Raw genomic sequence first — 26,894 nt, 5'->3', positions numbered from 1 at the left:
CTGATGGAACAATTCTTATCATATTTCACACTTGATGTTATTGGAATAGCACTACTATCAACACTACTGATAATGCTTTTTATCCAGATATATTTTTATCTGGCATATTATAAGAAACCTTTATCGTATTTAAAACAGATAGCTGATACGCATGAAGAAATAACTCCTTTGCCGTCGGTTTCTGTAATTATTGTAGCAAAAGATGAATCCGAGAACCTCGCAAAATGTCTCCCTTCTATTCTTAATCAGGATTATCCCGATTATGAAGTGATCGTAGTAAATGATGGGTCAACGGACGAAAGTGAATTTCTTCTGAAAAATTTAAAAAGAGAATATCCATTTCTATATAGTACCTTTTCTCCTTATTCCGATGCAAACGAAACTATTCAGAACAAAGTATTACCTCTTACCATCGGTATAAAAGCTGCACGCAAAGACATTTTATTATTTACCGAAGCCGATTCTTTACCAATGACTAATCAATGGGTAAAATCGATGGTAAACAGCCTTGCAAACAAAGATATAGTAGTTGGATATAGCCGTTTTACCGAAAGTGAAGACTTCAGTAATAAAACAGCCTTATTTGATAACTTAATATTTACCTTGCAATATATGTCGATGGCTATTAAGAACAAACCGTTTGCAGGTCTTTACAAAAACCTAGCTTACAGAAAACATCTGTTTTTTGATAATAAAGGTTTCTCGGCAACACTTAACTATGATAATGCCGAAGAGGTGTTTGTAAACTATATTATGACCGACAATAATACAGCCATAGCTTTATCACAGGATAGCTATGTATCAACTGAACTTGATAATTTTTCTCATTGGAGAAAGATCAAGACGGCATACAGCAGAGCCAAATTCAATTTCAAGGGTTTCACAGGAGGCATATTTTCACTTGAAACCCTTTCAAGATATCTATTCTACTTACTCACTATTGCTTCGATTATTTACTCTATAGTATCGCAGCTTTGGGTATATTTAGGTGCTGCCATTCTATTATTTATAATCAGATATATAATACAAATAGTAGTATTGAATAAAGCGAGTGATCATTTCTTAACAAATAGATTTCACTTAAGTTTACCTTTTCTAGATCTAATTCAACCTTATTATAATTCTTACTTCTCCAGAATATCGAAGAATAAAAAGAGACGTAAAAAATAAATACAGAAAAAAGCTCATTGAAATTCAATGAGCTTTTTTACGGAACAAAACTATTATAATAATAAAACTAATACTCAAAAATCCTATTTACAAATCCGTAATCGGGCTATACTTCGGCACAAGCGATTTCATAACAGTCCATCCAATCAGATATGCCACAGCACATACCGAAAAGATGATAAAATAGCCGGCCTCTTCACCCTTGAAGCCCATAAATACCATCTGAGTCTCACCCGCATGATCGAAGAGCACACCCGAACCCTTATTAATCAGGAACGAACCCACACCACCGGCCATACCACCAATACCCGTAATAGTAGCAATAGCCTTCTTAGGGAACATATCACCCACTGTCGAGAAAATATTAGCAGACCAAGCCTGATGAGCAGCACCCGCAATACCGATAATAATAACAGGAAGCCAGTACGATACACTGCCCAAAGGCTGAGCAAACAAAGCCAGTAACGGGAAGAAAGCAAAGATCAACATCGCCTTCATACGACCCGCATACGGATTCATGCCCTTCTTATCCACAAAATAAGTAGGAAGCCATCCCCCGATAATAGAAAGAAGCGTAATCAGGTACAATACAAAAATGGCTAACTGACCTTCAGGGTCAGACGACTTAATACCGTATACCGAACTCAGGTAAGCAGGCGTCCAGAATAAGAAGAACCACCATACACCATCTGTCATAAACTTACCGAAAGCAAAAGCCCAGGTCTGTCTGTATTTAAAACAATCCAGAAACGAAATCTTTCTGCCGTCATGCGCTTTCTTGGTAGCTTCATCCATACCCTCGCTCCCGTCCAGATCCTGTTGGATATAAGCCAGCTCAGCAGCATTGACTTTCGGATTTTTCTCAGGTTTCTTGTAAATAAATACCCAGAACCCCATCCACACAAATCCCAGTACTCCGATAATGATAAAGGACATTTCCCATCCCCATTTAGCTGCAATGAAGGGAATAGATATAGGTGCAGCCAGTGCTCCTACAGTAGCCCCTGCATTGAAGATACTGGTAGATAATGCCCTGTCTTTCTTCGGAAAGTATTCTGCTGTAGCTTTAATGGCTGCCGGAAAGTTTCCTGCTTCCCCTATTGCCAGTACCAGACGGGCAAAGATAAACAGGGTCACACTTACCGATGCTACCATAGCACCGTCTCCTACCATGGATATGGCTTGGCGGGCTCCTTCGAATCCTACAAACCATTCTCCTGCTGTTATACCTGATGTGGCTATTCCACAGAAGGCATGTAAACAGGCTCCCAGTGACCAGATACCGATTGCCCATAGGAATCCTTTCTTGGTATCCATCCAGTCGATAAAGCGTCCTGCAAAGAGCATGCTCAGGGCATAGAAGATGGAAAACAAAGCGGTGATATTACCGTAATCGTTGTTTGTCCAGTGAAACTCGGGGGCGATAAAGTCTTTCCAGGTCAGGGAGAGTACCTGCCTGTCGAGATAATTGATCGTGGTTGCAAAAAATAACATGGCACAGATGGTCCACCTGTAGTTGGTCATTTTTTGTGTGGGTTGATTAGGTGTATTCATTTATAGGTATTTAAAGGTTTAAGGTCTAAGATCTAAGACCTTTTTATTATTTTCTTAAGGCATATTTCAAATTATAAGGGGCTGCCGTTTTATATCCAAACAAAGTATTAAGAGGGTCTGCGACCCCGGGCTTTTGCTATAATAGCCAGTGCTTCTTTACTCATGCGGGTTATTTCCGCCCAGTTTTTAGCTGCTATTACTTCTATGGGAAAGAGGTTGGAGCCCATTCCTACGCAGGTTACTCCGGCTTCGATCCATTTGGTAAGATTCTCCTCTGTGGGTTCTACTCCGCCTGTTACCATGATACTTGACCAGGGCATGGGGGCTTTTACGTTTTTAACGAAGGTGGGGCCTCCGACGTTTCCGGCGGGGAATACTTTGACTACTTCGGCTCCCAGTTCTTGTGCGTATCCTATTTCTGATACGGATCCGCATCCGGGTATGTAGGCTACCTGGCGACGGTTGCATACTTTAAAGATGTCGGGATTGAGTAAGGGGCCTACTACGAAGTTGGCTCCGAGTTGGAGGTAGAGGGAGGCGGTGCCTGCGTCTACGATGGAGCCTATGCCGAGTATCATATCGGGGCATGCTTGGGCGGACCATTTGACTAGTTCAGCGAAGATTTCATGGGCGAAGTCGCCTCTGTTGGTGAATTCGAAGGCTCTGACGCCTCCGTCATAGCAGGCTTTGACTACTTGTTTACTGGTTTCCAGGTCTTGGTTGTAAAAGACGGGTACCATGCCTGTTTGGGCCATCGCCTGGCAGGCTTCTATACGACTGAATCGGGACATATGTTTGTTCGTTTTATTGAATGATATTATTATTTATAGGAAAAAGTAGATATGTAATCTATAAACTCTGAAAGGTCATTCGTTCAAGGCATTACATATCTACTTAGTGTAAAGATGTGTATTTCAATAAGTATTAGATTATATATTTTGTCATTATCTGGATACCCTTCCCGAACCATCGCCTTTCATCAGGTTCTCCACTTCCGAAACAGTCACTAAGTTGTAATCACCATAAATAGTATGTTTCAGACAAGAGGCTGCCACTGCAAATTCAAGGGCTTTTTGATCGTCTTGGGGGTAAGTGATCAGTCCGTAAACTAGTCCTCCCATAAAGGAGTCTCCTCCGCCTACTCGGTCTACGATGTGACTGATATCGTATCGTTTGGATTGGTATAGTTTATCCGAGTATAAACATCCTCCCCAGGTATTGTGATTGGCATTGATGGAGCCTCGCAGGGTAATGATTACTTTTTTGGCTCTGGGGAACTTCTTCATCATCTGGGTACATACGGATTCGAATTCGGCTGCGTTTACTTCTCCGCCTGTATGGGCTACGTCAAAGCCTTCGGGTTTGATTGAGAATACTTTTTCTGCGTCTTCTTCGTTTCCGAGTATGATGTCGCATCCTTCTACGAGTGCGGGCATTACTTGGTCGGCTGTTTTACCGTATTTCCACAGGTTTTTGCGGTAGTTCAGGTCGGTGGATACGGTTACTCCCATTTCATTGGCTATTTTGATGGCTTCGAGGCAGGCGTCTGCGGCTCCTTGTGAGAGGGCGGGTGTGATTCCTGTCCAGTGAAACCATTGGGCGTCTTTGAAGATTTCTCTCCAGTTGATCATGCCGGGTTTGATTTCGGCTATGGCTGAGTTTGCTCTGTCATAGACTACTTTGGAGGCTCTGGCTACGGCGCCTGTTTCGAGGAAGTAGATGCCTACTCGGTCTCCGCCTCTTTGTATGTTGCTGGTTCCTACGTTGTATTTGCGTAGGTCTGAGATACACCATTCTGCGATGTCATTTTTTGGTAGGCGGGTTACAAAGTCGGTGGGTATGCCGTAGTTGGATAGGGATACGGCTACGTTGGCTTCGCCTCCTCCGAAGGTGGCATTCAGATTAGTGGATTGGATAAAGCGTTGATAGCCGGGTGAGGATAGGCGTAACATGATTTCGCCGAAGGTGACTACTTTTTTCATAGCGTGGGATGTGTATTAGAAATTAGTTAATGATTAATTTGCATATAGAGTTTTAGCAATCCCCATTTCAAGACCTCTCAATTCAGCTAGACCTCTCAATCGACCGATACAAGAATATCCGGGATTTGTTTTCTTATTCAAATCATCAATCATTTGATGTCCATGATCGGGACGGAAAGGGATTGAAATCTTTCGTTTTTGTTGTATTTCCAATAAACCTCTCATTACAGAATACATATCGACATCACCTTCCAAATGATTAGCTTCATAGAAGTTACCCTCTACATCTCGTTGCGTAGCTCTCAGGTGAACAAAATTCACTCTATCACCAAGATTTACAATCATTTTAGGGAGGTCATTATCCGCTCTCACACCAAATGATCCTGTGCAGAAACAAAGTCCATTCGATTTATTTGGTACAGCCTCTATCAAATTCAAAAAATCTTGTTCTGTACTTAAAACACGGGGCAAACCTAATATTGCGTAGGGAGGATCATCGGGATGTATTGCCAACTTCACTCCTACTTCATCTGCTACAGGTGCTATTTCTTTTAGGAAGTCTATCAAATTTGAACGAAGCTTGTCTTCATTTATGCCATCGTATCTATCTAGTTGCGCTTGAAATTCTTCAAGAGTAAAACTTTCCTCTGCACCGGGTAATCCAGCAATCATATTACGAACAAGCAAATCCTTTTCGGCTTGTGTCATACTTTCGAATTTAGCTTTTGCCTTTGCAATATCCGCAGCACTGTATTCTTTTTCTGCTCCGGGACGTTTCAGAATACACAAGTCAAAAGCTAAGAAAGCGGCTCTTTCGAAACGAAGGGCTTTAGAACCATCGACAACAGTAAAAGCTAAATCGGTACGAGTCCAATCCAATACTGGCATAAAGTTATATGTAACAATCATTATCCCACAATTAGCAAGATTACGAATGCTCTCTTTATAATTTTCAATATATTGTTTGTAGTTTCCTTCCTGTGTTTTGATGAATTCATGTACAGGAATACTTTCGACAACAGACCATGTTAGCCCTGCCGATTCTATTATTTGTTTGCGTTTTTCAATTTCTTCAACAGTCCACACCTCACCGTTTTTTATATGATGAAGGGCTGTTACAATACCTGTTGCTCCGGCTTGTCGGATATCAGCCAATGATACAGGATCATTAGGACCGTACCAACGCCATGTTTGTTCACTTAATATCATATTATTTATGTTATGTGTTATTATTATCAAATAGAGAAAGCGTCAAAGCCTCCGTCAATAACAAGGATAGTGCCTGATACAAATTTCGAAGCATCACTAATCAAATAGTGCAATGAACCTAATAATTCATCAGCTTCTCCAAAACGATTAAATGGAGTATGTGCTAATATTGTTTTAGCACGGTCAGTATATGAACCATCTGGATTTGTCAATAATGTTCTGTTTTGTTCCGTAATAAAAAATCCCGGTGCTAATGCATTTACCCTGAATTTCTCTCCGAATTTAAGAGCCAGTTCACCAGCCATATACTTAGTGAAATTTGCCACAGCAGCTTTAGCTGCACCATAACCGACAACACGGGTTAATGGACGTAATGCAGATTCCGAAGCTATATTTATAATATTACCTGCTCCATTATCAACCATTGCTTTTGCTAAAACCATAGTGGGGATTGCTGTCCCGAATAAATTCAGATCAACAACCTTTTTGAAATCATCTATTTCAAGATCAAATACTGTTTTATCCGGTGCTATTGTTGCACCTGGCATATTACCACCTGCGGCATTCACCAAAACATCGATACGACCGCAAGCTTTAATTATTTCATCTCTATTTTGTTCTAAAACCTGCTTATTTAATACATCTGTAGAAAGAAATAAGGCTTCGTTTCCTTGACTTTTTATTTTAGCAACAAGTTCCTCTCCTTTATCTTTTACTCTATCCAAAATCACGACTTTAGCTCCTTGATCTGCTAAATACTGAGCCATATCCGAGCCTAATACACCACATCCACCTGTGATAACAATTACTTTGTTTTCGATACAAAACAAGTTGTTTTTCATAGTATTATAATTTATAGTTTTTGTAATATTCAATATTCTCCTTCATTAAAATATCAATAGGCATAAAATTAGTCTTATTGATACTTTTACTGAATAATAAGTAGTTACTTAACGACTTTATGGCGTCATACCCTTGTTGCATGGAGCGTTGAGATATAAGAAACAAAACCTGATCATTTTTGAGGGCTTCTACATTCCTTTCTATAGAATCATAGCCTATCAGTTTAAATACTTTATCCCCACAACCGTGTTTTTTGAAAAGATCAACCAATTCATATATTCTTGAATTAAAAACAATTGCCCCTACTTCATCACCAACATTAGCTCTGATATCTTTCAATCTTTGTAAAACACTTTCGGAGTATTCCGAATCAATTTCCAAATAATGAATCTGCCCCAAAAACTCATTTTGATTCAGGTAATCTGTAAACCCTTGTTCCCTAGTCTCCATCTGAACAGAATTACTGGTTCCTTTATATTTAATTTTCCCGATTATAATATCTCCTGATTTTCCGATTTCTCTCATCATCAATTTAGCAGCTATAATGCCACTCATATGTGAGTCGGCTCCAAAATAAGCCAGATTGTGCTGATTGGGGATATCCGAATCAATATAAATATAGGGAGCTTCTTTTTCTTCGAGTTTTCGGGAGAGTTTAATTACACTATCACCAAAAATAGTAGCAATAACAACTCCTGCAAACTCTCGCTGATCGAGAGCCTGAACAGTTTTATTAAAGGAAGATTCATCTTGTTGATCAAAGAAAAAGTATTCGACTGCAACATTAAAGTTTTTTAATTCAGCAGTGGCCTTGTCTATTCCATTAGTTACCAGCTCCCAATATTCTCCTTTAGTAAAGGATGGAATGAGAACAGCAAACGTGTAATCTTTTTTTGATGCCAAAAATCGAGCTACCATGTTTGGTTCATAGTTAATCTCTTTAAGGACTTTCTCTATTTGGGTTCTTTTTTCTTCGGATACACGTCCTCGATTATGCAAAACACGATCAACAGTGCCAACCGATACCCCTGCTAATCTCGCAATATCGACAATACGTATAATAGACTTGTCTTCCATAGTATTAGATATAAGCTAATCTAAAAATTCTTGTGCACGGACACAGAATTGTTTTTAAATAATTAAAGGTTCTTAGCAAATATACAATAGATTTTTAAAAGCACAACACATGTGTGCGAACACATACGGAGCAAATAAAAATCAATATACTCATTTTCAATCATCTAAAGAATCACAGATGGCTAAAACATGTTTTATAATATGTTATTTTGAATTAAAGAAGAAAAAAGAAAAATGAAGATTTAAGTATTAACACTGTTTTTATGACGTTGATAAGGCAAATTAAATTTCTCTTGCCACAACAACCATAACAAAAACATTACACCATCGTAATATACCCATTTAAAAAAACCATCATGAAAGAAATAGTACCAATCTTTATAAAATTGCCAGTAAGTCTGAGGGGAACCATCCCATTTGAGATGATTAAGGCTTTCATTTACAGGAATAAACCAATCAGGAAAACCTCCCTTAATAAGAAAAGCAGAGATTATAAGCCTGAGAATATTTACAATAAAAAGAAGTAATATAGATACTGGTATAAATACCAGTTTTTTCTTGGGAGGACCTTTATAACAAATTAAAATAAAAGTAAATAATAAGATTTGCTTAACTCCTGTACATCCCCATATAATTTTCATTTTTAGAGAATTATCAAAATAGATAAGCAGATCATCTATTTTAAAATTACTAAAACCAAAGATATTGTGGATAATATAGTGAGTAAATTGTGCAGTCCATAAACAAATGGGATATATATAGTCTGTTACATCCTTTCCTAGTACAATCAGTTGTTCTCCATCGTTAGCTTCGTGTACAGAAAGCTTCCATATTAATTCAAAAAAAAGAAAGAGGAAGAGAAAATAAGCAATATCTTTTATCGGTTCTACGAGTTTAAAAAAATCGTGAAACTTTGTTTTTACTAAATCAACTGTCTTACTCATATATATCATATATCCAAGGGGCAAAGATACTAAAATACAATCAGATTCATTTATCAAGTAAAAAAAATGATTTTATTAAAAAATAAAATCTATAAATATGTATAACAATTTTTGAAAGCGAAGTCCAAGTCAATACTTTAAAGTTAAGATATGCAAATTTTGCAATAAAATGAGGGTAGAGCCAACAAAGACATAAAATTCTCAACTAAAAAATAATACATTTGCAGAACTAAAAATGAAAGAACAAAAGTTTATTTTTGAATATTTACATAATGCAGGGATATAAAAAATTATTGCTTACGGCAAGTCTTGTCGCTTTCCTTATTCCCGTAATGGGACAAAATACAGACTCACCATATAGCAGATATGGTTATGGAGTGCTTAATAACCAGTCCATAGGAGTATCAAGAGCGATGGGAGGGATAACTTATGGGGTAAGAGGCTTAGATGCTAATCCTGGTAATCCTGCATCTTATACAAGTACAGATTCTCTGACCTTTATATATGACATGGGCGTTTCGTATGTCAAATCACGTTTTACCGAAGGTAATAATACTCAAACAGATAATAATGGCGGCTTAGATTATATTGCCATGCAGTTTCGCGTTGCCAAGAAATTAGGTATGAGTTTCGGAGTACTTCCTTTCTCTTCGGTCGGATATCAATTTGGTACACAAGAAACAACTAACAATCTATCTACTACAAGAACATTCACGGGCTCGGGCAATTTTAGCCAAGTCTATTTAGGTTTAGCATATGAACCAATCAAAAATTTATCGGTCGGAGGTAATGTTTCTTTTCTTTTCGGAAACACAAAATACACACGGAATATATCAATTACAAGTATACCTTCTGCCAATACAGAATACGCATTAAATAAGTTAACGATGAACTCTCTCAAATTTGATTTGGGAGCACAATATATTTTACCTCTAAATGCTAAAGATCACTTAGTACTAGGTGCTGTATTTTCACCAAAAGTGAGTAGAACTGGTAAAATTGAAAGAATCAAAAATGACATAAACTCTAGTGGAACAGTTATTTCCGGAGACACAACACAATTTACCGGCAGCGATGCTCATGCAGATTTACCTAGTACATACGGATTAGGTTTTACATGGAATCACGACAGACGCCTTACTGTTGGTGCTGACGTAACATATCAAAACTGGTCCAATGTGCGTTATTCTGAGCATATGGATGATGGTATGAATAAAGATGACCGCTTCAATAATGTATGGCGCTTCAACACCGGAATTGAATATACTATAGACCCCAGAGACAGAGCCTTCATTAAAAGGGTAAAATTCAGAGGTGGTCTAAACTATAGTAACTCTTATGTTAATGTTCAAAATGATCTGGGCGAAATTTCAGGTTATAAAGAATATGGTGCAACCCTAGGTGTTGGTCTTCCAATACGCGATGTAGTATACTCGGGAAGAACCTCATACATCAATATAAACTTTGAGTACAGAAGCCTAAATCCAAATAAAACAAACCTGATAAGAGAACAATATTTTGGAATATCAGTAGGCGTTTGCATCAATGAATTGTGGTTTATGAAAAATAAACTTAGATAAAATAAGTATTGTTTCAATATAATATTATTTAAGGGTATAAAATATTAAACAGACCTAAGACCTCAGTATTTGTAAAAATGCTTACAAACAAACCGAATTTTATCAAAAAGTATAAACAAAGTATTAGGATACTGCCACTAGGTATCCTAATTCTTTGTTTTTTAATATCATGTGGCAGTGACAAAAAAGAGTATGTAAATGCTCCTTTAGATAATGAAACTATGCCTAGCATGCGTGACGATAGTGTTACGATGCTTATATCTGATTCGGGATTGATAAAATACAAACTGATTACTAAAGATTGGGAGTTCTTTGAAAATGCAAAAGATCCTCACTGGTATTTTCCGGAAGGAATCTATGTAGAACAATTCGACACTTCTTTCCAGAAACAAACGAGTTTAAAAGCCGATACGGCATGGAATTTTACATTGCGAAAACTTTGGAGACTCAAAGGCAATGTTTTTATTGAAAACATTCAAGGTGAAACATTCAGTACAGATGAGCTTTTTTGGGATGAGAAAGAACAAAAATTTTATTCAGACAAGTATATTGAAATAAAAAGGCCAGAAAAGCTAATGCTCAAAGGTATTGGATTCGAGTCTAATCTAAACATGACTCAATATAGAATATTCAGACCTCATGATACTGATATTTATTTTGAGGATAAACAAAATACAGAACCTCAAAACTAATACAACTCTATTGTACTTTAATAAACATAATATTCATTAAAGTGCAACATGGGAAATTTGACAATACTTAAATCTTAATAAACAGTACAAAATGACAAATATCAATCCAAGCCTCATAAAGGCTCATATTTTTTGCTATTTAAACTGATTTTCAAGCTAAAATTACTATCTTCGCTCGCTAAAATTATTTAAAAAAATAAATAACAATAATAATAAAAATTTAATAGTTCCTTTAAATGGCTGCATTACAGAAAATTAGAAATAAAGCCGGATTGCTTATCGGGGTAATAGCCGTTGCACTGTTGGCTTTTATTTTTCCATGGAATGAATTGACTTCATTTATCAACAGACAGAGAGATAAGGCTTTCACTGTAGATGGAGAAGTGGTTTCAACCGGAGATTACCACAAAAGAGTTACAGAATTCGAAAACTTCCAAAAGTTGATCAGTGGACAAAGTTCCTTAGATGAAAACACCAATGCACAAATCAGAGAATTTGTATATGAGCAAATGGTAAAAGAACTGATGCTTAATGAACAAACACAAACTTTGGGGTTAAATGTTTCTGAAACTGAACTTCATGATTTAATATTCGGAGCAAATATTTCTCCTGTATTGCGTCAGATACCAATTTTTGTTGATCCTCAAACAGGACAATTCAGTCAGGCAGCACTTACTCAATTTGTAACATTGGTAAGCACAGATGCTAAAACCGTTCCTCTAGACCAACAAGCTCAATTGGAAAATCTGAAGTCTGTTTGGGAAACTATCCAAAACATGGTAAAGTACCAACGTCTTGAAGAAAAATACAATACTCTTTTAGCTAGCGCTATTTTGGTAAACGATGCAGAAGCCAAAGCAAATAGCGATGCAGCTAAATCGACTTCAGACATGGCATATGTAATTGAGAGATATTCTTCGATACCAGATTCTACTGTAACAGTTACAGATAAAGAAATAGAGAAATTATATAACGATCGCAAGAATAATTTCAAAACAGCAGAGGAGCTTAGAAAAATCTCTTACTTTACTAAACAAATCGTTCCAAGTGAGAGCGATTTTGCAGAGGTAGAAAAAGAAGCTGCTGCAGCTCGTGTAAAATTAGCAGAAGCTGCTAATCCGGCTCTGGTTGTTGCAGACTATTCGGAAGTTCCTTATCAAGATGTATTCTTTTCTGAAAAGAATTTATCAGCAGAAGAAGCTACATTCGTTAAGTCGGCTTCTATTGGCGACATTTATGGCCCAATACGCGATAATGATGCATTCAGAATATATAAACTTATCGATCGTGCAGCTGCTGCCGATTCGGTTAAACTGAGAATGATTCTTGTTCCCGAAGGAGCTGATAAATTAGCTGCAAACAGTAAAGCTGATAGTATTATCAGCGTTATTAAACAAGGAAAAGCTTTCGACGTTGTAGCAAATGAATTATTCCCTCAATCAAATGGAGGAGAAATTGGCTGGGTTACCGAATCTCAACTAGCATCGGCTGGAAAAGAGTTTGTTGATGCTGCTTTCAAAGCACCTGTTGGTGAAATCACAAAATTAAACTTACAAGGACAAATCCAAATTCTTCAAGTTGAAGAAAGAACTCAACCAGTTACTAAATATAAGTTAGCTTTGATTCAAATGCCTGTATCGGTAAGCGATCAAACTCTAATAACTTTAGATAATGAGTTGGCTCAGTTCGTTACACAAAACGGAAATGCTGAAAATTTCGTTAAAGCAGCAAAAGAAAAAGGATACGATGTTGTAGCAAACTCTCTTATTTCAGGATCATATCCTAATATCAATCAAATAAACGGATCACGTCAGGTTATTACTTGGGCATTTAATGAAAAAGTAGGGTCTGTTAAGAAATTCGATCTTTCTGATTATAAAATTATAGCTCTTATCGACACTAAAATACCTCAAGGCTTCCTTCCTGTATCTGAAGTTAAAGATGGATTAAAAGCTGAGTTGGTTAAGGATAAAAAAGCAGAAAAGATGATTGCTGACCTTAAAGCTAAAAATATATCATCACTTAATGGATATGCTGAAGCTATAGGTACTAAAATTGATACTGTTAAGTTTGTAACATTCAATACTCCCAATATCTTGGGTATCGGTAGAGAATATGCTCTGAATGTATACTCAGAACTAGGAGAAGTTAATAAACTCAATGGACCTGTTAAAGGTGAAAATGGAGTACTAGCTTTAACGGTAGTAAACAAAGTAGATCAAAGTAAAGACTTTAATCTAGCATCATTCAAACAAACTGCTAACAGTCAAAATATGTACAGAGTAATGTCTCAAGCAATGCCTGCACTTAAAGACAAAATGGACGTAGTGGATAACAGAGTAAAATTCTTTTAATTAAAGAATAATACTACTTCGATATAAAATAGAGGGTGTCTAAATAGATACCCTCTATTCTTTTTTGCAATGTCTTGCGAATATTTATTATTTTTGTGTAGGAGAAATAGTCATAAAGGTTTCAGAAAACCGATAAACACATTTTATGACACTAACAATACAACATAGAAGAAATGATTACTAAAAAAGAAAGATACGAAAATATTATAGCATGGTTTCAAAAGAATATGCCTGTAGCAGAAACCGAATTGCATTACGATAACCATTATCAACTAATGATTGCTGTTATTCTTTCAGCACAATGCACAGATAAAAGGATAAATATGATAACTCCGGCGTTATTTGAGGCCTTCCCTACCCCTGAAGTTATGGCAGAATCTTCTCAGGAGGAAATTTATGAATATATAAAAAGTGTGTCGTACCCCAATAATAAAGCAAAAAATTTACTGGGGATGGCAAAAAAGCTTATAACTGAATTTGGAGGAGAAGTACCCAATACTCTAAAAGAACTGGAGTCGATACCAGGGGTTGGACGTAAAACAGCCAATGTAATGCTTTCGGTGGCATTTGATAAACCCGCCATGGCAGTAGACACACATGTATTCAGGGTATCAAATAGAATTGGCTTGACTAACAATTCAAAAAATCCACTCGATACAGAAAGAGAGCTCGTTAAAAATATTCCAAGCAAGCTTTTATCAATAGCACACCATTGGCTTATATTACACGGAAGATATGTTTGCACTGCTCGAAGTCCTAAATGTGATGAGTGTGGAATCAACCAATGGTGCAAATATTATTTAAAGAAGAATGGTGTAAGATCAATAGAAAAATCGTAAGACTTCTATACTTTTAAAATGCTGTCAACTTCATTTAACCATTTCTTATAATCGAAACGTTTCATACACTCGTCGGTTTTCGAAACAAAATATGGGAGCAATGAAGGGTCATCCAATACTTTTTTCATTCCCAGATAAACGCCCTCAGCACTATTTTCTGTAAGGATGCCATATTTACCCCTTTCTATAACATCTTCGGGACCTCCACATTCAGTAGTAATAACAGGAGTACCCAAAGCTGTAGATTCGAGCAGAGTTAACGCAAAACTTTCACGTGAAGAAGGACAAAGGAACCAGTCGCATCGTTTCATATACGGAAAAGGGTTTGAAACCCGTCCTAGCATCTGTATTCTATCATTTAGTTCGTACTCTGAAATCAGACTTTGCAATTTATCAAATTCATCTCCATCTCCTAATATCAAGCAATTGAAATTATAACCTTCTGCTCTTAACCGATCAGCAGCTAAGATAATCCGATCTACCGTCTTCTCATAAGACAATCGAATAACAGTAATAAAATTAATTCCTTGAGACAGCTCCAAATCAACCGGTTCTTCTGCACGTAATGCAATGCTAGAGAGGTCTAAGGCATTATACAATACTCTTATCTCCCTATTTGCTTTTCCTCCGTGATAAAGCTTTATATAGCTTTCTTTAGAGGAATCTGAAACGCATATTACTTCATCGTATTTATCAAATGAACGATTCATCCGATTAATCTGAAATCTATTTAAAGTATACGACAACCACTCCTTCAAATTATGGCTGGTATAATCTCTTTCAAATGGATGATTTTGTATCCAGAGATATTTTGGCAACTTGAATTTACTGAACAATATAGAATAGAACCCATCCTTAAAGCAGACAATTTCATCATAATCACTTTCTTTAAACCCAACCAATCGGGCATAAAGTCGGGGATAAAATATCAATATATTTTTATACAAGACTTTTTTGAATCCTGTTAGTTCTTTTTGAAAAATATATTTAATAGGTACTTTGGGAGATACTCTATCCAACAACGTATTCTTTTCAGATGGATTAGGAAGCAAAAGTGTTATCAGACACTCTTTCTCAACCAAATGATTCAATAAATTTACAAGGAGAATTTCAGTTCCCCCCATATAAAAGCAGTCATTAAATATAAGTATCCTCTTTTTTTGCATTCAATACTAGTTTAAGTTCTCAGAACTATATGTTGCTTTGGTAAGCAAAACAGCTATAACCTGCTGCAAATTTTAAATATTTTCTGTTACTTACTATATCAAAGTTAATAAAAATATAATGAAAGACAGACTACTTTATCAACAAGCATCCAGGCTAAATAAAAAAACGAAGATAATCAATCCTCGTTTTTCTGTAAATCTATATTTATCTCGAACAAGAAGACAGTTTAGACTTTAAAAGATAAATAAATCTTTATTCTCTTTTCTTACTTTAGGTGTATCGGCTAAATGATCTTCGTTACTATCTCTGAATCCCAGAGGGAATAATAGTGTCGATCTCAAGTTTTTATCAGGCAAGCCAAGTATTTCATCCACCCGTGAAGCATTGAAGCCTTCAACAGGTGTTGAATCGACTCTTAGCGTAGCTGCTGCTATTGAAGCATAAGCCATCACAATGTACGTTTGACGAGCCGACCATTCGAAAATTTCCTGTTCTGACATTCCCAGCAAAAAGCTCCATTTAGTTCTATATTCCTCTAATCGGTCGCCTGTAATATTTCTCACAGCTCCCAGATGATCAATATATTCATTTACATCATCTTGGGTTAACTTTGTATATGCTGAAAATACTAACAAATGCGAACATCCTTTTATCATCATTTGTCTTGGAGCTGCCTCTTCCCAAATCTGTTTTTTTACTTTTGGATCGGTAATTACAGATACTTTAAATATCTGCATCCCCATCGAAGTAGGAGCCAAACGTATTGCCTCCAATATCGTTTCTAATTTATCTTGTTCTAAGGTTTTGCCGTTCATGCGTTTGCAAGCATAACGCCAATTCAGATCTTCTATTAAACTCATCTCTTATTTTCAATTTAGGTCTCAGACCTTTTGTTATTTAATTTATTAATAAAAAAATTTAATCATATAGTTACTAATAAAAAAAGGACTACAATGTAGCCCCTTTTTTATTCTTTTTTCAGCAAATTATGCTGGACTGATTGCACTTGTAGGACATACATCAGCACAAGTGCCGCAATCTGTACATGTATCAGGATCAATCACATAAATTTCTCCTTCTGAAATTGCAGTTACAGGACACTCGTCAATACAAGTACCGCATGCAATACAATCTTCATTAATTACATAAGCCATGACTTTAATACTTTTATGTTAATACTTACTTTTCTATATGACTTAACAAAGATATAGTCTTTTTTTTTCTATTCAAATATTAATCTGTTAGATAATACTAATTCAATATACATTTTGTCGATACAAATATATACAGCAATAGGTTAAGACTCTAATAAACAATCTTATAAATAATTGATCTCAAAAAAAGTGATTATTTATAATTTCTGCTTAATTTTACAGATCCAAAGTCAGAACACTCAAGATGACATCAACATCCTGAGATGACATTTACCTAAAAGTATATTATTTTGAGAAATTGCAATAAATATATAATTCTTATCTGTCTGTTAATCACTTATGGAAGTAATGTTTTCGCTCAAAGACAAAAGGTCAAAAACCAACCTTATGCCGATCAGAAATTATTTCACTTAGGGTTTACTGTTGGTTTAAGTACACAGGATCTCATTTTGTCTCATTCGGGAACTGTTCAGGCGGATAACAGCGTCTGGTTTTCAGAAATCCCCTCCTACTCACCCGGACTGAGTGTAGGTATCATTGCAGACAGGTACATCAACCAATATATGAACTTAAGAATTGTACCGACTCTTAATTTTGGAGAGAAACGTTTCGTTTTCAGAGAGCAGAATGAGAAGCATAAGAACTTCGAAACATCAATCAGGAATAATTATTTATCACTCCCCATACATATGCGCTTCAATTCGGAGCGATTGAACAACATACGTCCTTATGTATTAGCAGGAGGTTTTATTAATACACAAATCGGTGGGCAAAAAGAGCCTGTGATAAAGCTCAATAATGTAGACTATGGTATTGAAATAGGTTTAGGTTGTAATCTCTATTTTCCATTGTTTAAACTAAGTCCTGAACTCAGATTCTCATTTGGATTAAAAGACATATTAGAAAAAGACAGGTCTGACCTTACTGATAAATCACTCTTAATTTATACTGAAGCTTTAAACTCTGCAAAATCAAGAATGATAACCCTTACATTCAACTTTGAGTAAGAAGACCACAAGCCTTTCTACTTTTGATAAGTACCAATAACCGATTATAAAATAAATTCACATCTAAAATATAAAAAATAGACTTATGCACAATGATGAAAATTGGGATGATCCCTCAATAAAAGATTATACTGACATGCAAAAATATGCATTTGTCACTCAGAGAGCCATTGATAACAATTACATAGGGTATTGCTATCGCGAAAACTCTGAAATAAAAATCGATAGCGGATGGCGTTTCTTATATGGTGATGAAGATGAAGATTATCTGGATAATCCGATCAATACAATTACACAAGACCTATCGGCTGTTGTGGAATGGAAACCGGAAGTTAAAGACATTCTAGCTTCTCGCCGAGGATTTGATTTTGAATGGAATCCTGACAAAGAAATATTTGAGAAGATATCTGAAGAATGATTCTCAGAATTCTAATAATATACAAGAGCTTATCGAATGATAAGCTCTTTTTTTCTCTCTATTATCCAACAATTATGGAAAACAGCATAAAATATACCAATATTATGAATGTTTATACATTTTTCGAGAACTAAAACCACAAATAAAGAAGATAAATTTGTACTCTATAAATATCAAACTTAAATAGTTGATACAAACTTATCAAATTAAAGCAACCAAACCAATAAAATTTTCAGATAAAACAGGTCGTGTCGTTTTTTATATAAGTAAGGTGAGAAGGATGAGTTGAATAGCTAGTGTAGGCACACAAACCCCAAAAAATAAGAATAACTTAACTGATGACAAATTAAATAATTATGAGAACTACACTAGCTATTCTTTTTGTTGTATTACTTCTACAAAATGTTTCGAGTCAAAGCAAACAACAACCCACCATAAACAACAAGAATATCAATCATTTGCAGTATACGATGGAAGGTAAATCGTTTAATATTAAAGACAGTATGACTATTGACATCACTGTTTCGATAACTTCCCCTTCGATCATATATAACTTTTGTAGTCAGAAAAAAAACACACAAATACAGTTTAAATGGGAGAAGATGGATCAGACTGAAGACATTGGTACTTTCAAGATTCTAAATGGTTATTTTATTGATATGGATAAAAATATAAAGAATAAAAAAGTAAGCGGAAAGGTGATCATCAAAAAGATCAACTATAAATCGCATATAACGCGAATCATTGCAGTCGAAGGATTATACGAAATGAACATAAAAATGCCGGATAAAACCCAAAAGACCATTAACGGTAATTTCTTCTACGAAGGAGAATATACTATTTCACTTTAACGTTCTTCATTTTCATAGACCACCAAGCCAAGAATGAAATTCTGTCATAACAGTTTTCTTTCTTGGCTTTTCTTTTACAGACACCTCAAATATTAACAATTTTAACTATATTGCAATTTTTAGGGAACAATAACATTCTCTTTTTTGTTTGTAGTATAAAACAAGGGTAATATTCACAAACCTAGAAATTCGGACAGTCATAATGAAAATAGCCACTATAGTATTACTTTTCAGTATTTTAATTTTTAATTCTTGCAATGAAAAAACGCAAGAATCTTCTTTGGTTGATTCTCAATCGAAGGACTCTTTAGTAGTTGAAGAACCCAAAGCTATACATTTTGACCCAGATAAGATAGAAATAGAAAAAGCTTTACTTTACGATGAACATACACTGGAAGACACGTATCCATACAAAGATACTGTCAGAGTATTTCAATGGGATAAAATACGCAAGCGACTAGCCCTACTCGATTCCATAGAATCTGTACCGGCTTCGTGGGCTATTTTGCAAAATTACAAAAATAAGAACGGAGAGGCTCCCCTTGTAAAAGTATATAAAAGGGACGCATATAAACGTATTTCTGATACTCTTGGGGTCGAAAGATATCAATCGGTACCATTATTTCTCCCTACCGATTCTGCTGTTGCCGAAATATACGGAAGAGACGGTTCATTGGTAAAGTTAATAAAGAATGACTCGAGCCGTTTAGTAAAAATTGCAACCATCGATATGGAGGGAGAATGGCTTGTACCGAAGAAATATATTAAACAGGTAAATGATAGTATCGTTTTCAGGAAAGCTATTTTTGTGGATCTCACCAATCAGAATATAGCAACAATGGAAAAAGAAGGAGATAAATGGCTTGTCAGAAGTATGAATCCTGCCACAACAGGTTTACATAAACCTCCTCATATGCAAGAAACCCCTCAAGGTATCTTTGTTGTTCAGGAGAAAAAATCTAAAATGGTTTATCTGGTAGATGGATCACAGGAAACAGGAGGATTCGCTCCCTACGCAAGCCGCTTTTCCAATGGTGGTTACATACATGGGGTACCCGTAAATGCTCCAAGCGCTAAACTTATCGAATTCAGTTCATCACTTGGCACAACCCCACGTTCACATATGTGTGTAAGGAATGCTACCTCTCATGCAAAATTCATTTACGATTGGGCACCCACAGAGCAAACTATAGTTTTTATTTTTGATTGAAAACTTAACTTTTATTCTCATATAAATAATGTAACTTTGTGACCGCTAATATCAAAGACTTAATTTATTAAAGTCTTCAAAAGATTACAGCCTCTAACATTTCACGACAAAATGTAGTAATAAATAGTTTACGTTACTTATACTTAGTTTAAAATATGCAAAAAATTATAATGTACGTTTTACTTTTTTTTATTCCTATAAATTATTATTCGAATACAAAAGAGAAAGCCACCATACCATTTGTTTCCGTAACCTCTGAATGTGAAAAACTCTACAACGATATGCACTTGGACAATATCGTTAACTATGCCGCTTTTGAACAAGCGTATATAGGTTATAACAAAATTGAGGAAAAAAACAGAAATATTATTACTTTGATTGACTTCAGTAAACCTTCAACTCAAGAACGTCTCTACGTATTGGATATGAAAGAGAAAAGACTGCTGTTCTCATCATTAGTATCACACGGAAGAAACAGCGGTGAGAATTATGCAACTTCTTTCTCCAATGAAAACGGCTCGTATAAAAGCTCGTTAGGTTTTTATTTAACCGAAAGTACTTATCAGGGTAAAAACGGTTATTCATTAATACTTAACGGTTTGGAAAAGGGGATTAATGACCGTGCTAAAGAACGGGCAATTGTTATTCATGGTGCACCCTACTCCAACCCGTCGGTCATAGCTTCGGGGAGGTTAGGCAGAAGTCAAGGATGTCCGGCACTACCTCAAGCGTTAAGTAAACCGATCATCAATACAATAAAGGGAGGTACTCTTCTATATATTTATGCCGATGATCAAAAGTATCTGGCTCAAAGCAGTATTTTGTCGTCATATACAACAACAGCATCGTTATAAAGATTATAAGCAATAAAAAAGAAGGTTATTCACAATGAATAACCTTCTTTTTTATTGCTTATTTGCTGAAACTACAAGAAACTCCTTAAGCAATAGTAATACTAGTATCTAAATAAACATCCTGAATAGCATTCAATAACTCAATACCTTCTTTCATCGGTTTTTGAAAAGCTTTACGTCCACAAATCAACCCCATACCTCCGGCACGTTTATTAACTACAGCTGTGTATACAGCATCTTTCAAATCTGAGGCTCCATGAGACTCACCACCGGAGTTAATTAAACCAACACGGCCCATATATCCATTAGCAACCTGATATCGGCACAGGTCAATCGGGTGATCGGTAGTCAACTCAGAATACATCTTAGGATCAGTTTTACTAAACTTAATAGCTGTAAAACCGCCATTGTTTGTTGGAAGCTTTTGTTTTACGATATCCGCTTTTATGGTTACACCCAAATGATTGGCCTGACCCGTCATATCAGCAGCAGCAGAATAATCTACCCCGTCTTTTGTAAATGCCGAATTACGCAAGTAGCACCAAAGAATGGTTACCATACCCAATTCGTGAGCATATTCAAAAGCTTTGGCAATATCAACTAATTGCCTGCGGCTCTCTTCGGAGCCAAAATATATAGTGGCACCTACTGCAACAGCTCCCATATTCCAAGCCTCTTTAACCGTTCCAAACAAAACCTGATCGTATGTAGTAGGATACGACAATAATTCGTTATGATTGATTTTTACTACAAAAGGAATCTTATGTGCATATTTACGGGCAACAGATCCTAGTACCCCGAATGTAGAAGCTACAGCATTACAACCTCCCTCTATAGCCAGTTTCACAATATTCTCCGAGTCGAAGTATAAAGGATTAGGTGCAAATGAGGCACCTGCTGTATGTTCGATACCCTGATCTATAGGCAGGATGGAAAGATAACCGGTGTTAGCCAATCGACCATGTCCCAAAAGGGATTGATAACTATTCAGCGTTTGAATATTTCTGTCCGAATTAATCCAAATATCATCAATAATAGATGGACCGGGTACATGGATAAGCGATTTGTCAATTGTTTTGCTAGTGTGGTTCAATAAATAAGATGCAGAATCACCTAAAATTTGTTCAATTTTTGAGTTCATAATTTTATGGTTTAATATGAAGAAACATGTACTATAATAAACAGACAATGAGTCCTAATAGTTTACATCAATACCTCATAAAAAATAATAAAAGAAAGCTTTTTTAACAAAAAAGAGAAAAGATAAATATACCCTTTATTACAATTAGTCTGAATTATTTTTTAACTTTGCTAACTACGCTAAACAAAAAGATATCATTTACAAATATTAATAATCAAAGAGTAAGAGAAGATATGCTACATGAATTCACCCTATCGCGTGATAAAGCGATGATAAATTTTACCCTAAAATACTGTGATACTAAACAAAAGTTGCTAAGTAGCTACGGTTTTAAACGGGTTGTAGAAGCGTTCATCCAAAAAATAAAAAAAGACGATCCTATCATATACGATCACTATATCAAAAGTTTCAAAACGGATGAAGACCTGATCGAATCACTTATCGAATCATTCAAATTATTAACTGTTTTCAAAATAGAAGAAGTAATAGAAGTAGACAATAAGTATACTGCTTTTTTTGCTGATAAAGATCTGTTTATAGAACTGATAGACCTATTGATTCAATTCTGGAAAAATCTTGAAAGATACTCTATAGTTCGCAATTCGAGCTTAGGAGACGGTCTGCAAAATGTTCGTTTTATCCAAGCAAATGATTTGTTTAATGACCTGGTACTTACTACTGCTCGTAGAATAACCGAAACTGTAAACGGATTCGAACAACGTGTATACCGTCAAAAAACTGTTGGAGCAACAGCATCATTAACCCTTAATGATGTTAATTGGAACTGCCCTATCGAATACAAAGGACTGGCTGCTATACCATTTATCAGTACAGTTGTAATACGTCCTCCTTTTATCACTTATACTAAACGAAATACTCGTGATGGTATTTTTCAGGAACATTCTCAAAACCCACTGGAAAACATCGTTCTCAATGAAGACGATTGGTTTGTATTCCCTGCAAAAGTAGGTATCATGCTTACATTTGTATACTTCCATAAAGATTTCATGGCTCATGGTATTGGTCTGTCTAATCTATTCGAACTTGCAAAAGAAAGCGAATATATTGGCAAAAAACCGGATATCATCTATGTTTTCGGATATCCTGACGGACACGAAGAAAAACGTACATTCTACTACAAAGACAAGAAAAACGATATCTTAATCGGATACGCAAACTATTGTGACGATATCGATTATTTTGGCTACATGAAGAAGATGTTATTAACACTTCACAACGTAAAACAAATAGAATTCAACAGATTACCTATTCACGGGGCAATGGTAAACATTGTATTGAAGAATGGAAACGAATCGAATATCATCATTATGGGTGATAGCGGTGCCGGAAAATCTGAAAGCTTGGAAGCATTCCGTACTTTGAACGAAAGCTATATCCGTCATATGCGTGTTATTTTTGACGATATGGGATTCCTGAATAAAGAAGCGGACGGCTCTATAAAAGGATACGGAACTGAAATCGGAGCATTTGTCCGTATTGACGACCTTGATCCTGCTTATGCTTACGAACAATTAGATAGAGGTATTTATACCAATCCTGATAAGATCAATGCTCGTGTAACCATCCCGATCTCTACATACGAAGTAATTTCTAAAGGCTACAAAGTAGATATTATGCTATATGCTAATAACTACGAAGATGCTGAGAAAAAGATTGTATTCTATGATGACTTGGCTAAAGCTATCGGTATTTTTGAAGACGGAGCACGTAAAGCAAAAGGTACTACGACTGAAAAAGGTCTTGTAAAATCATATTTTGCCAATCCATTCGGACCGGTACAAGAACGTGCAGAAACAGAAGTCTTGGTACGTCAGTACTTCAAAGATATGAAAGATAACGGTGTACAAATCGGAGAAATCCATACATCACTAGCTATCGACGGACGCAGCAAAGACGGCCCCCGTGACGCAGCAGAAGAACTATTCTCATTGATCAATAATTAATTCTTGATCAAGCTATCAGATATTAAAAAGGACTCAAATTAATTTGAGTCCTTTTTAATTCTCAATACATTCCAAATGTCGTTTGATGGAGAGAGAACCATTGGGCAAACTCCTCAACCTTTTCCTCATTTGCCTCCAACCATTCAAGAGCCTTAGGATTAGCTCCCCTACTTATATAATAACAAAAAGTATCCATATGCTCTGATTTTGAGAGCTCACTAAAAAAAGGTATATAAAAATCCCACCATAGTCCAGATTTACCTTCTCTGTCCAGTTCTCCCAACGATTTAAATAAAGAAGTTGTAATATTTTTAAACTTCTCTTCATCTGATATTGCCAAATCGCTAATCTCGGTCAGGCTTATAGCCTGAAGCATAGGTAACATCAACTCGACACTACTGAATTCGGAATTTAAATATTGTGAATCAATGATTATATCAATATTTTTCTCTGATATTTTCTTTGCACTCACAGCATATGTATTTTGTATAACATTGTGTGCATTTAAAGCTCTTGGTGTATTGGCTTCAAGAAATAAAAAGTAATATAGGCTCATCAAGCCCTGCACTCGTTTATTTTGAGAGTTACATGTATAGCCAAGTTGCATATGGCTTGAAGAGTGGTCATATCTCAAACGAATAGCCTCAATCAGATTTTTTTCAGCTTCTTGATATTTTTCTATTTTATTATAAACCAAAGCCAGATTGAAATAAAGCAAGTAATTATCCTTATACCTTTGAACTCCTTCCTCGAAGACATCTATCGACTCTTGAATCTTATTTTGATAATCGAGTGATGAGCCTTTAACGATATAGGCACCAAGTACAGATGGATTATCGGTCTTTAAAACTTTATCGCAATATTCTATTGCTTTCTTATAATCTTTCTGTTCAAAATAAGAATATCCTATTTCATAATTTACTAGAGATGACTTTGGATCCATTTTTAATGCCTCTTTATATACATCAATAGCATCTTTATATTTTCCTTCATCATGCAATCTAATCCCAACACGCACTAAACTATCTACTCTGGAATCAACTTGTGCATCCATATAACTCGTAGAGAATAATATGATCAGAAAAAAAGTAAATAGCTTCTTCATGTGTTTTGATTTTTAGGTTTAACTTTTTCTATAAATAGAGGTAAATCAAAACATCATTCCATAAAATGGATAATAAAAATGCGACTATACCAAGATTCAGATAGTCGCATTTGGATCTATGCCAAACTAAGGTGAAAAGACGAATATAAAGTATAACTATGAATATTGCTGCACATTTTTTAAAGGGTATAAGCCTTGAATGAGTCTTTTTTAATTTTTTCTTCTTCAAAAGTTTTGTAGAAAATGATTAAAGTATTTTTTATCTAAAAATATGTTTATTTTTAGATAAAATAACAAATATAATCGATAGCACATATCCTCTAAAAATTTTCCAGTTTATAATTACTCATATGTTCTTTTTCGAGAACTTGAGTATTTTTTTAAGTAATTGTACTGCTATCTATATCAACAAAAAAACGTTTTTATGAAGAAGATTATTTTAACATTAGCAATCTTTATTATTTCTTTACATGCATTTTCGCAATGGAACATAACTGAAACTTCTATGACAACAGCCAAGTCGGTAGGTATTGGAGCCCTAAACCCTAATTATAAGTTAGATGTGGCAGGTAATATTCATAGCGACAATTTATATGTTCAGTCACCAAATGCCTATGTTCAATTGGGCGATATTGCAGGAAGCATGTTTTTACGGATGAATAATCAAGGCAATCTACAAATTACTAATTCTTATAAGACTCCTCTTTATCATTTTGATCAGTCCGGCAAATTAGGAATAGGAATATTTAACCCTCAATATAGTTTAGATGTGGCAGGCAATATTCATAGTAATAACCTATATCTTCAATCATCAAATGCTTATATTCAAATGGGTGATATTACAGGAAGCATGTTTTTAAGGATGAATAACTCAGGGAACATGCAAATTACTAATTCTTCATTGATCTCTCTTTATCACTTCGATCAGTCCGGTAAATTAGGAATAGGAACTGCAACTCCAAAAGAAATGCTTGATGTAGCTGGGACAATAAGAGCAAAAGAAGTAAAAATAGAAATTAATACAGGAGCCGATCATGTATTCAATCATGATTATGATTTAAAACCATTATCAGAAGTAGAACACTTTATTAAAACAAATAAACATCTGCCTGAAGTACCATCTGAAAAACAGATGCAAGCCGAAGGACTTAATATAAATGAATTCCAAATAAAGCTTCTTCAAAAGATCGAAGAACTAACTCTCTATGTCATCCAACAAGAAAAAAAGAACAGCGAATTGGAAAAGGAAATTAAAAACCTCAAGTCTAACTTATTAGAAAAATAAAAAAATAAAATGAACAGATTACAACGAATGTATAAACAAGAATTCTCATCTAAATTTATGAGAAATACAATATTAATAGCTCTTTTGTCCTTATTGGGAGTTTCGCAACTCCAGGCACAACAATATAAAACAGATTATGCTTATGACTTATCAGGGAATATAACTTCACGAAAGACTATCCAATTAAGTGCCACACGATCAGTATTAGATAGTTTACCAACAACAAGAGCCTTTGAAGATATAGCAACTCACATAAAAATATATCCAAATCCAACAAAAGGATTTCTTAAAATTGAAGTTTCTGACTATACAATAAAAGAAGATATAACTATTTTGGTGTATGATTTAGCCGGGAGATTACTTATTAACACTAAAACAATTGATTCTTTAATTGAACTAGACCTTAGCTCCTATCAAAATGGAACTTATATTCTACGTTTAATGAGAAACAAAGAAAAATCTGAGTGGAAAATTATCAAAACGAATTAAACCGC

At 35.4% G+C, this 26,894-nt stretch carries 25 protein-coding genes; 13 read left to right on the top strand and 12 right to left on the bottom strand.

Annotated features, from left to right (window positions below; all coding sequences use genetic code 11):
• Positions 1–3: 3 nt before the first annotated feature.
• Entirely contained in the window at positions 4–1,170 is a 1,167-nt protein-coding gene (locus G7051_RS15260) for a glycosyltransferase (RefSeq protein ID WP_166201589.1), read from the top strand.
• A gap of 87 nt (positions 1,171–1,257) precedes the next feature.
• On the opposite strand, the gene G7051_RS15255 is transcribed toward G7051_RS15260, so the two are convergent.
• The 7 genes from G7051_RS15255 to G7051_RS15225 form a co-directional block, all read right to left on the bottom strand.
• Entirely contained in the window at positions 1,258–2,724 is a 1,467-nt protein-coding gene (locus tag G7051_RS15255; protein WP_185154993.1) for an MFS transporter, read from the bottom strand.
• Between the two features lie 107 nt (positions 2,725–2,831).
• On the bottom strand, positions 2,832–3,515 hold the full coding sequence (locus tag G7051_RS15250; RefSeq protein WP_166201587.1) for a bifunctional 4-hydroxy-2-oxoglutarate aldolase/2-dehydro-3-deoxy-phosphogluconate aldolase: 684 nt from the start codon (positions 3,513–3,515) through the stop codon (positions 2,832–2,834).
• A gap of 153 nt (positions 3,516–3,668) precedes the next feature.
• Positions 3,669–4,706, bottom strand: a complete 1,038-nt coding sequence (locus tag G7051_RS15245) for a sugar kinase (RefSeq protein ID WP_166201585.1) — start codon at positions 4,704–4,706, stop codon at positions 3,669–3,671.
• 33 nt (positions 4,707–4,739) lie between these two features.
• Positions 4,740–5,915, bottom strand: a complete 1,176-nt coding sequence (gene uxuA, locus G7051_RS15240; RefSeq protein WP_166201583.1) for a mannonate dehydratase — start codon at positions 5,913–5,915, stop codon at positions 4,740–4,742.
• Between the two features lie 26 nt (positions 5,916–5,941).
• The gene (locus G7051_RS15235) at positions 5,942–6,757 is read right to left on the bottom strand and encodes an SDR family oxidoreductase (protein ID WP_166201581.1); all 816 of its coding nucleotides are present in this window, start codon (positions 6,755–6,757) and stop codon (positions 5,942–5,944) included.
• A gap of 4 nt (positions 6,758–6,761) precedes the next feature.
• Positions 6,762–7,835 (bottom strand): substrate-binding domain-containing protein, encoded by a 1,074-nt coding sequence (locus G7051_RS15230; RefSeq protein WP_166201579.1) that lies wholly within the window; start codon positions 7,833–7,835, stop codon positions 6,762–6,764.
• 242 nt (positions 7,836–8,077) lie between these two features.
• Entirely contained in the window at positions 8,078–8,779 is a 702-nt protein-coding gene (locus G7051_RS15225) for an archaeosortase/exosortase family protein (RefSeq protein WP_166116799.1), read from the bottom strand.
• Positions 8,780–9,051: 272 nt separating this feature from the next.
• Between G7051_RS15225 and G7051_RS15220 the strand changes: the two genes are divergently transcribed.
• The 4 genes from G7051_RS15220 (at position 9,052) to nth (ending at position 14,244) form a co-directional block, all read left to right on the top strand.
• Positions 9,052–10,359: an OmpP1/FadL family transporter gene (locus G7051_RS15220; protein ID WP_166201577.1), complete on the top strand. Its 1,308-nt coding sequence runs from the start codon at positions 9,052–9,054 to the stop codon at positions 10,357–10,359.
• A 77-nt stretch (positions 10,360–10,436) separates the two neighbouring features.
• Positions 10,437–11,051 carry an LPS export ABC transporter periplasmic protein LptC gene (lptC, locus tag G7051_RS15215; RefSeq protein ID WP_166201575.1) on the top strand — a complete coding sequence of 205 codons (615 nt, stop codon included), beginning with the start codon at positions 10,437–10,439 and terminating at the stop codon, positions 11,049–11,051.
• 236 nt (positions 11,052–11,287) lie between these two features.
• Positions 11,288–13,405: a peptidylprolyl isomerase gene (locus tag G7051_RS15210; RefSeq protein WP_166201573.1), complete on the top strand. Its 2,118-nt coding sequence runs from the start codon at positions 11,288–11,290 to the stop codon at positions 13,403–13,405.
• 176 nt (positions 13,406–13,581) lie between these two features.
• Entirely contained in the window at positions 13,582–14,244 is a 663-nt protein-coding gene (gene nth / locus G7051_RS15205; protein WP_166202841.1) for an endonuclease III, read from the top strand.
• Positions 14,245–14,249: 5 nt separating this feature from the next.
• Here the strand turns inward: nth and G7051_RS15200 are convergent, their stop codons facing one another.
• The 3 genes from G7051_RS15200 to G7051_RS15190 all read right to left on the bottom strand — a co-directional run bounded on the left by G7051_RS15200 (position 14,250) and on the right by G7051_RS15190 (position 16,565).
• Positions 14,250–15,410, bottom strand: a complete 1,161-nt coding sequence (locus tag G7051_RS15200) for a glycosyltransferase (protein ID WP_166201571.1) — start codon at positions 15,408–15,410, stop codon at positions 14,250–14,252.
• Positions 15,411–15,644: 234 nt separating this feature from the next.
• Positions 15,645–16,271, bottom strand: coding sequence for a nitroreductase family protein (locus G7051_RS15195; protein WP_166201569.1), 627 nt, complete (start codon positions 16,269–16,271; stop codon positions 15,645–15,647).
• Between the two features lie 126 nt (positions 16,272–16,397).
• Positions 16,398–16,565 (bottom strand): DUF362 domain-containing protein, encoded by a 168-nt coding sequence (locus G7051_RS15190; RefSeq protein WP_050710574.1) that lies wholly within the window; start codon positions 16,563–16,565, stop codon positions 16,398–16,400.
• A gap of 290 nt (positions 16,566–16,855) precedes the next feature.
• On the opposite strand from G7051_RS15190, the gene G7051_RS15185 reads away from it, so the two are divergent.
• The 5 genes from G7051_RS15185 (at position 16,856) to G7051_RS15165 (ending at position 20,905) form a co-directional block, all read left to right on the top strand.
• The gene (locus G7051_RS15185) at positions 16,856–17,572 is read left to right on the top strand and encodes a porin family protein (protein ID WP_166116788.1); all 717 of its coding nucleotides are present in this window, start codon (positions 16,856–16,858) and stop codon (positions 17,570–17,572) included.
• A gap of 85 nt (positions 17,573–17,657) precedes the next feature.
• Entirely contained in the window at positions 17,658–17,990 is a 333-nt protein-coding gene (locus G7051_RS15180; protein WP_166116786.1) for a DUF2185 domain-containing protein, read from the top strand.
• A gap of 356 nt (positions 17,991–18,346) precedes the next feature.
• A complete protein-coding gene (locus G7051_RS15175; RefSeq protein WP_166201567.1) occupies positions 18,347–18,841 on the top strand; it encodes a hypothetical protein in 495 nt (164 codons plus the stop codon).
• 202 nt (positions 18,842–19,043) lie between these two features.
• Positions 19,044–20,051, top strand: coding sequence for a L,D-transpeptidase (locus G7051_RS15170; RefSeq protein WP_166201565.1), 1,008 nt, complete (start codon positions 19,044–19,046; stop codon positions 20,049–20,051).
• Between the two features lie 155 nt (positions 20,052–20,206).
• Complete coding sequence (locus tag G7051_RS15165; protein ID WP_166201563.1) at positions 20,207–20,905, top strand: murein L,D-transpeptidase catalytic domain family protein; 699 nt, start codon at positions 20,207–20,209, stop codon at positions 20,903–20,905.
• Positions 20,906–20,990: 85 nt separating this feature from the next.
• On the opposite strand, the gene G7051_RS15160 is transcribed toward G7051_RS15165, so the two are convergent.
• Positions 20,991–22,046, bottom strand: a complete 1,056-nt coding sequence (locus G7051_RS15160) for a class I fructose-bisphosphate aldolase (RefSeq protein WP_166201561.1) — start codon at positions 22,044–22,046, stop codon at positions 20,991–20,993.
• 233 nt (positions 22,047–22,279) lie between these two features.
• Between G7051_RS15160 and G7051_RS15155 the strand changes: the two genes are divergently transcribed.
• On the top strand, positions 22,280–24,010 hold the full coding sequence (locus G7051_RS15155; RefSeq protein WP_166201559.1) for a phosphoenolpyruvate carboxykinase: 1,731 nt from the start codon (positions 22,280–22,282) through the stop codon (positions 24,008–24,010).
• Between the two features lie 61 nt (positions 24,011–24,071).
• Here G7051_RS15155 and G7051_RS15150 read toward each other — a convergent pair whose 3' ends face one another.
• Positions 24,072–25,115, bottom strand: coding sequence for a tetratricopeptide repeat protein (locus G7051_RS15150; protein ID WP_166201557.1), 1,044 nt, complete (start codon positions 25,113–25,115; stop codon positions 24,072–24,074).
• Positions 25,116–25,539: 424 nt separating this feature from the next.
• Here G7051_RS15150 and G7051_RS15145 point away from each other — a divergent pair, with 424 nt between their 5' ends.
• Both G7051_RS15145 and G7051_RS15140 read left to right on the top strand, forming a co-directional pair.
• A complete protein-coding gene (locus G7051_RS15145; RefSeq protein WP_166201555.1) occupies positions 25,540–26,400 on the top strand; it encodes a hypothetical protein in 861 nt (286 codons plus the stop codon).
• A 57-nt stretch (positions 26,401–26,457) separates the two neighbouring features.
• Positions 26,458–26,889: a T9SS type A sorting domain-containing protein gene (locus tag G7051_RS15140; protein WP_166201553.1), complete on the top strand. Its 432-nt coding sequence runs from the start codon at positions 26,458–26,460 to the stop codon at positions 26,887–26,889.
• The last annotated feature ends 5 nt before the right edge of the window (positions 26,890–26,894 follow it).

This window comes from Dysgonomonas sp. HDW5B (assembly GCF_011299335.1).
Lineage (GTDB): Bacteria > Bacteroidota > Bacteroidia > Bacteroidales > Dysgonomonadaceae > Dysgonomonas_A.
The sequence above is the reverse complement of the archived record's forward strand: the minus strand, read 5'-3'. Positions and strand labels throughout refer to the sequence as shown.

Bases quoted from the DNA above. Each gene is read 5' to 3' on its own strand.
- G7051_RS15260 (WP_166201589.1), top strand. From the start codon at position 4: ATGGAACAATTCTTATCATATTTCACACTTGATGTTATTGGAATAGCA.
- G7051_RS15255 (WP_185154993.1), bottom strand. From the start codon at position 2,724: ATGAATACACCTAATCAACCCACACAAAAAATGACCAACTACAGGTGG.
- G7051_RS15250 (WP_166201587.1), bottom strand. From the start codon at position 3,515: ATGTCCCGATTCAGTCGTATAGAAGCCTGCCAGGCGATGGCCCAAACA.
- G7051_RS15245 (WP_166201585.1), bottom strand. From the start codon at position 4,706: ATGAAAAAAGTAGTCACCTTCGGCGAAATCATGTTACGCCTATCCTCA.
- uxuA (WP_166201583.1), bottom strand. From the start codon at position 5,915: ATGATATTAAGTGAACAAACATGGCGTTGGTACGGTCCTAATGATCCT.
- G7051_RS15235 (WP_166201581.1), bottom strand. From the start codon at position 6,757: ATGAAAAACAACTTGTTTTGTATCGAAAACAAAGTAATTGTTATCACA.
- G7051_RS15230 (WP_166201579.1), bottom strand. From the start codon at position 7,835: ATGGAAGACAAGTCTATTATACGTATTGTCGATATTGCGAGATTAGCA.
- G7051_RS15225 (WP_166116799.1), bottom strand. From the start codon at position 8,779: ATGAGTAAGACAGTTGATTTAGTAAAAACAAAGTTTCACGATTTTTTT.
- G7051_RS15220 (WP_166201577.1), top strand. From the start codon at position 9,052: ATGCAGGGATATAAAAAATTATTGCTTACGGCAAGTCTTGTCGCTTTC.
- lptC (WP_166201575.1), top strand. From the start codon at position 10,437: ATGCTTACAAACAAACCGAATTTTATCAAAAAGTATAAACAAAGTATT.
- G7051_RS15210 (WP_166201573.1), top strand. From the start codon at position 11,288: ATGGCTGCATTACAGAAAATTAGAAATAAAGCCGGATTGCTTATCGGG.
- G7051_RS15200 (WP_166201571.1), bottom strand. From the start codon at position 15,410: ATGCAAAAAAAGAGGATACTTATATTTAATGACTGCTTTTATATGGGG.
- G7051_RS15195 (WP_166201569.1), bottom strand. From the start codon at position 16,271: ATGAGTTTAATAGAAGATCTGAATTGGCGTTATGCTTGCAAACGCATG.
- G7051_RS15190 (WP_050710574.1), bottom strand. From the start codon at position 16,565: ATGGCTTATGTAATTAATGAAGATTGTATTGCATGCGGTACTTGTATT.
- G7051_RS15180 (WP_166116786.1), top strand. From the start codon at position 17,658: ATGCACAATGATGAAAATTGGGATGATCCCTCAATAAAAGATTATACT.
- G7051_RS15175 (WP_166201567.1), top strand. From the start codon at position 18,347: ATGAGAACTACACTAGCTATTCTTTTTGTTGTATTACTTCTACAAAAT.
- G7051_RS15170 (WP_166201565.1), top strand. From the start codon at position 19,044: ATGAAAATAGCCACTATAGTATTACTTTTCAGTATTTTAATTTTTAAT.
- G7051_RS15165 (WP_166201563.1), top strand. From the start codon at position 20,207: ATGCAAAAAATTATAATGTACGTTTTACTTTTTTTTATTCCTATAAAT.
- G7051_RS15160 (WP_166201561.1), bottom strand. From the start codon at position 22,046: ATGAACTCAAAAATTGAACAAATTTTAGGTGATTCTGCATCTTATTTA.
- G7051_RS15155 (WP_166201559.1), top strand. From the start codon at position 22,280: ATGCTACATGAATTCACCCTATCGCGTGATAAAGCGATGATAAATTTT.
- G7051_RS15150 (WP_166201557.1), bottom strand. From the start codon at position 25,115: ATGAAGAAGCTATTTACTTTTTTTCTGATCATATTATTCTCTACGAGT.
- G7051_RS15145 (WP_166201555.1), top strand. From the start codon at position 25,540: ATGAAGAAGATTATTTTAACATTAGCAATCTTTATTATTTCTTTACAT.
- G7051_RS15140 (WP_166201553.1), top strand. From the start codon at position 26,458: ATGAGAAATACAATATTAATAGCTCTTTTGTCCTTATTGGGAGTTTCG.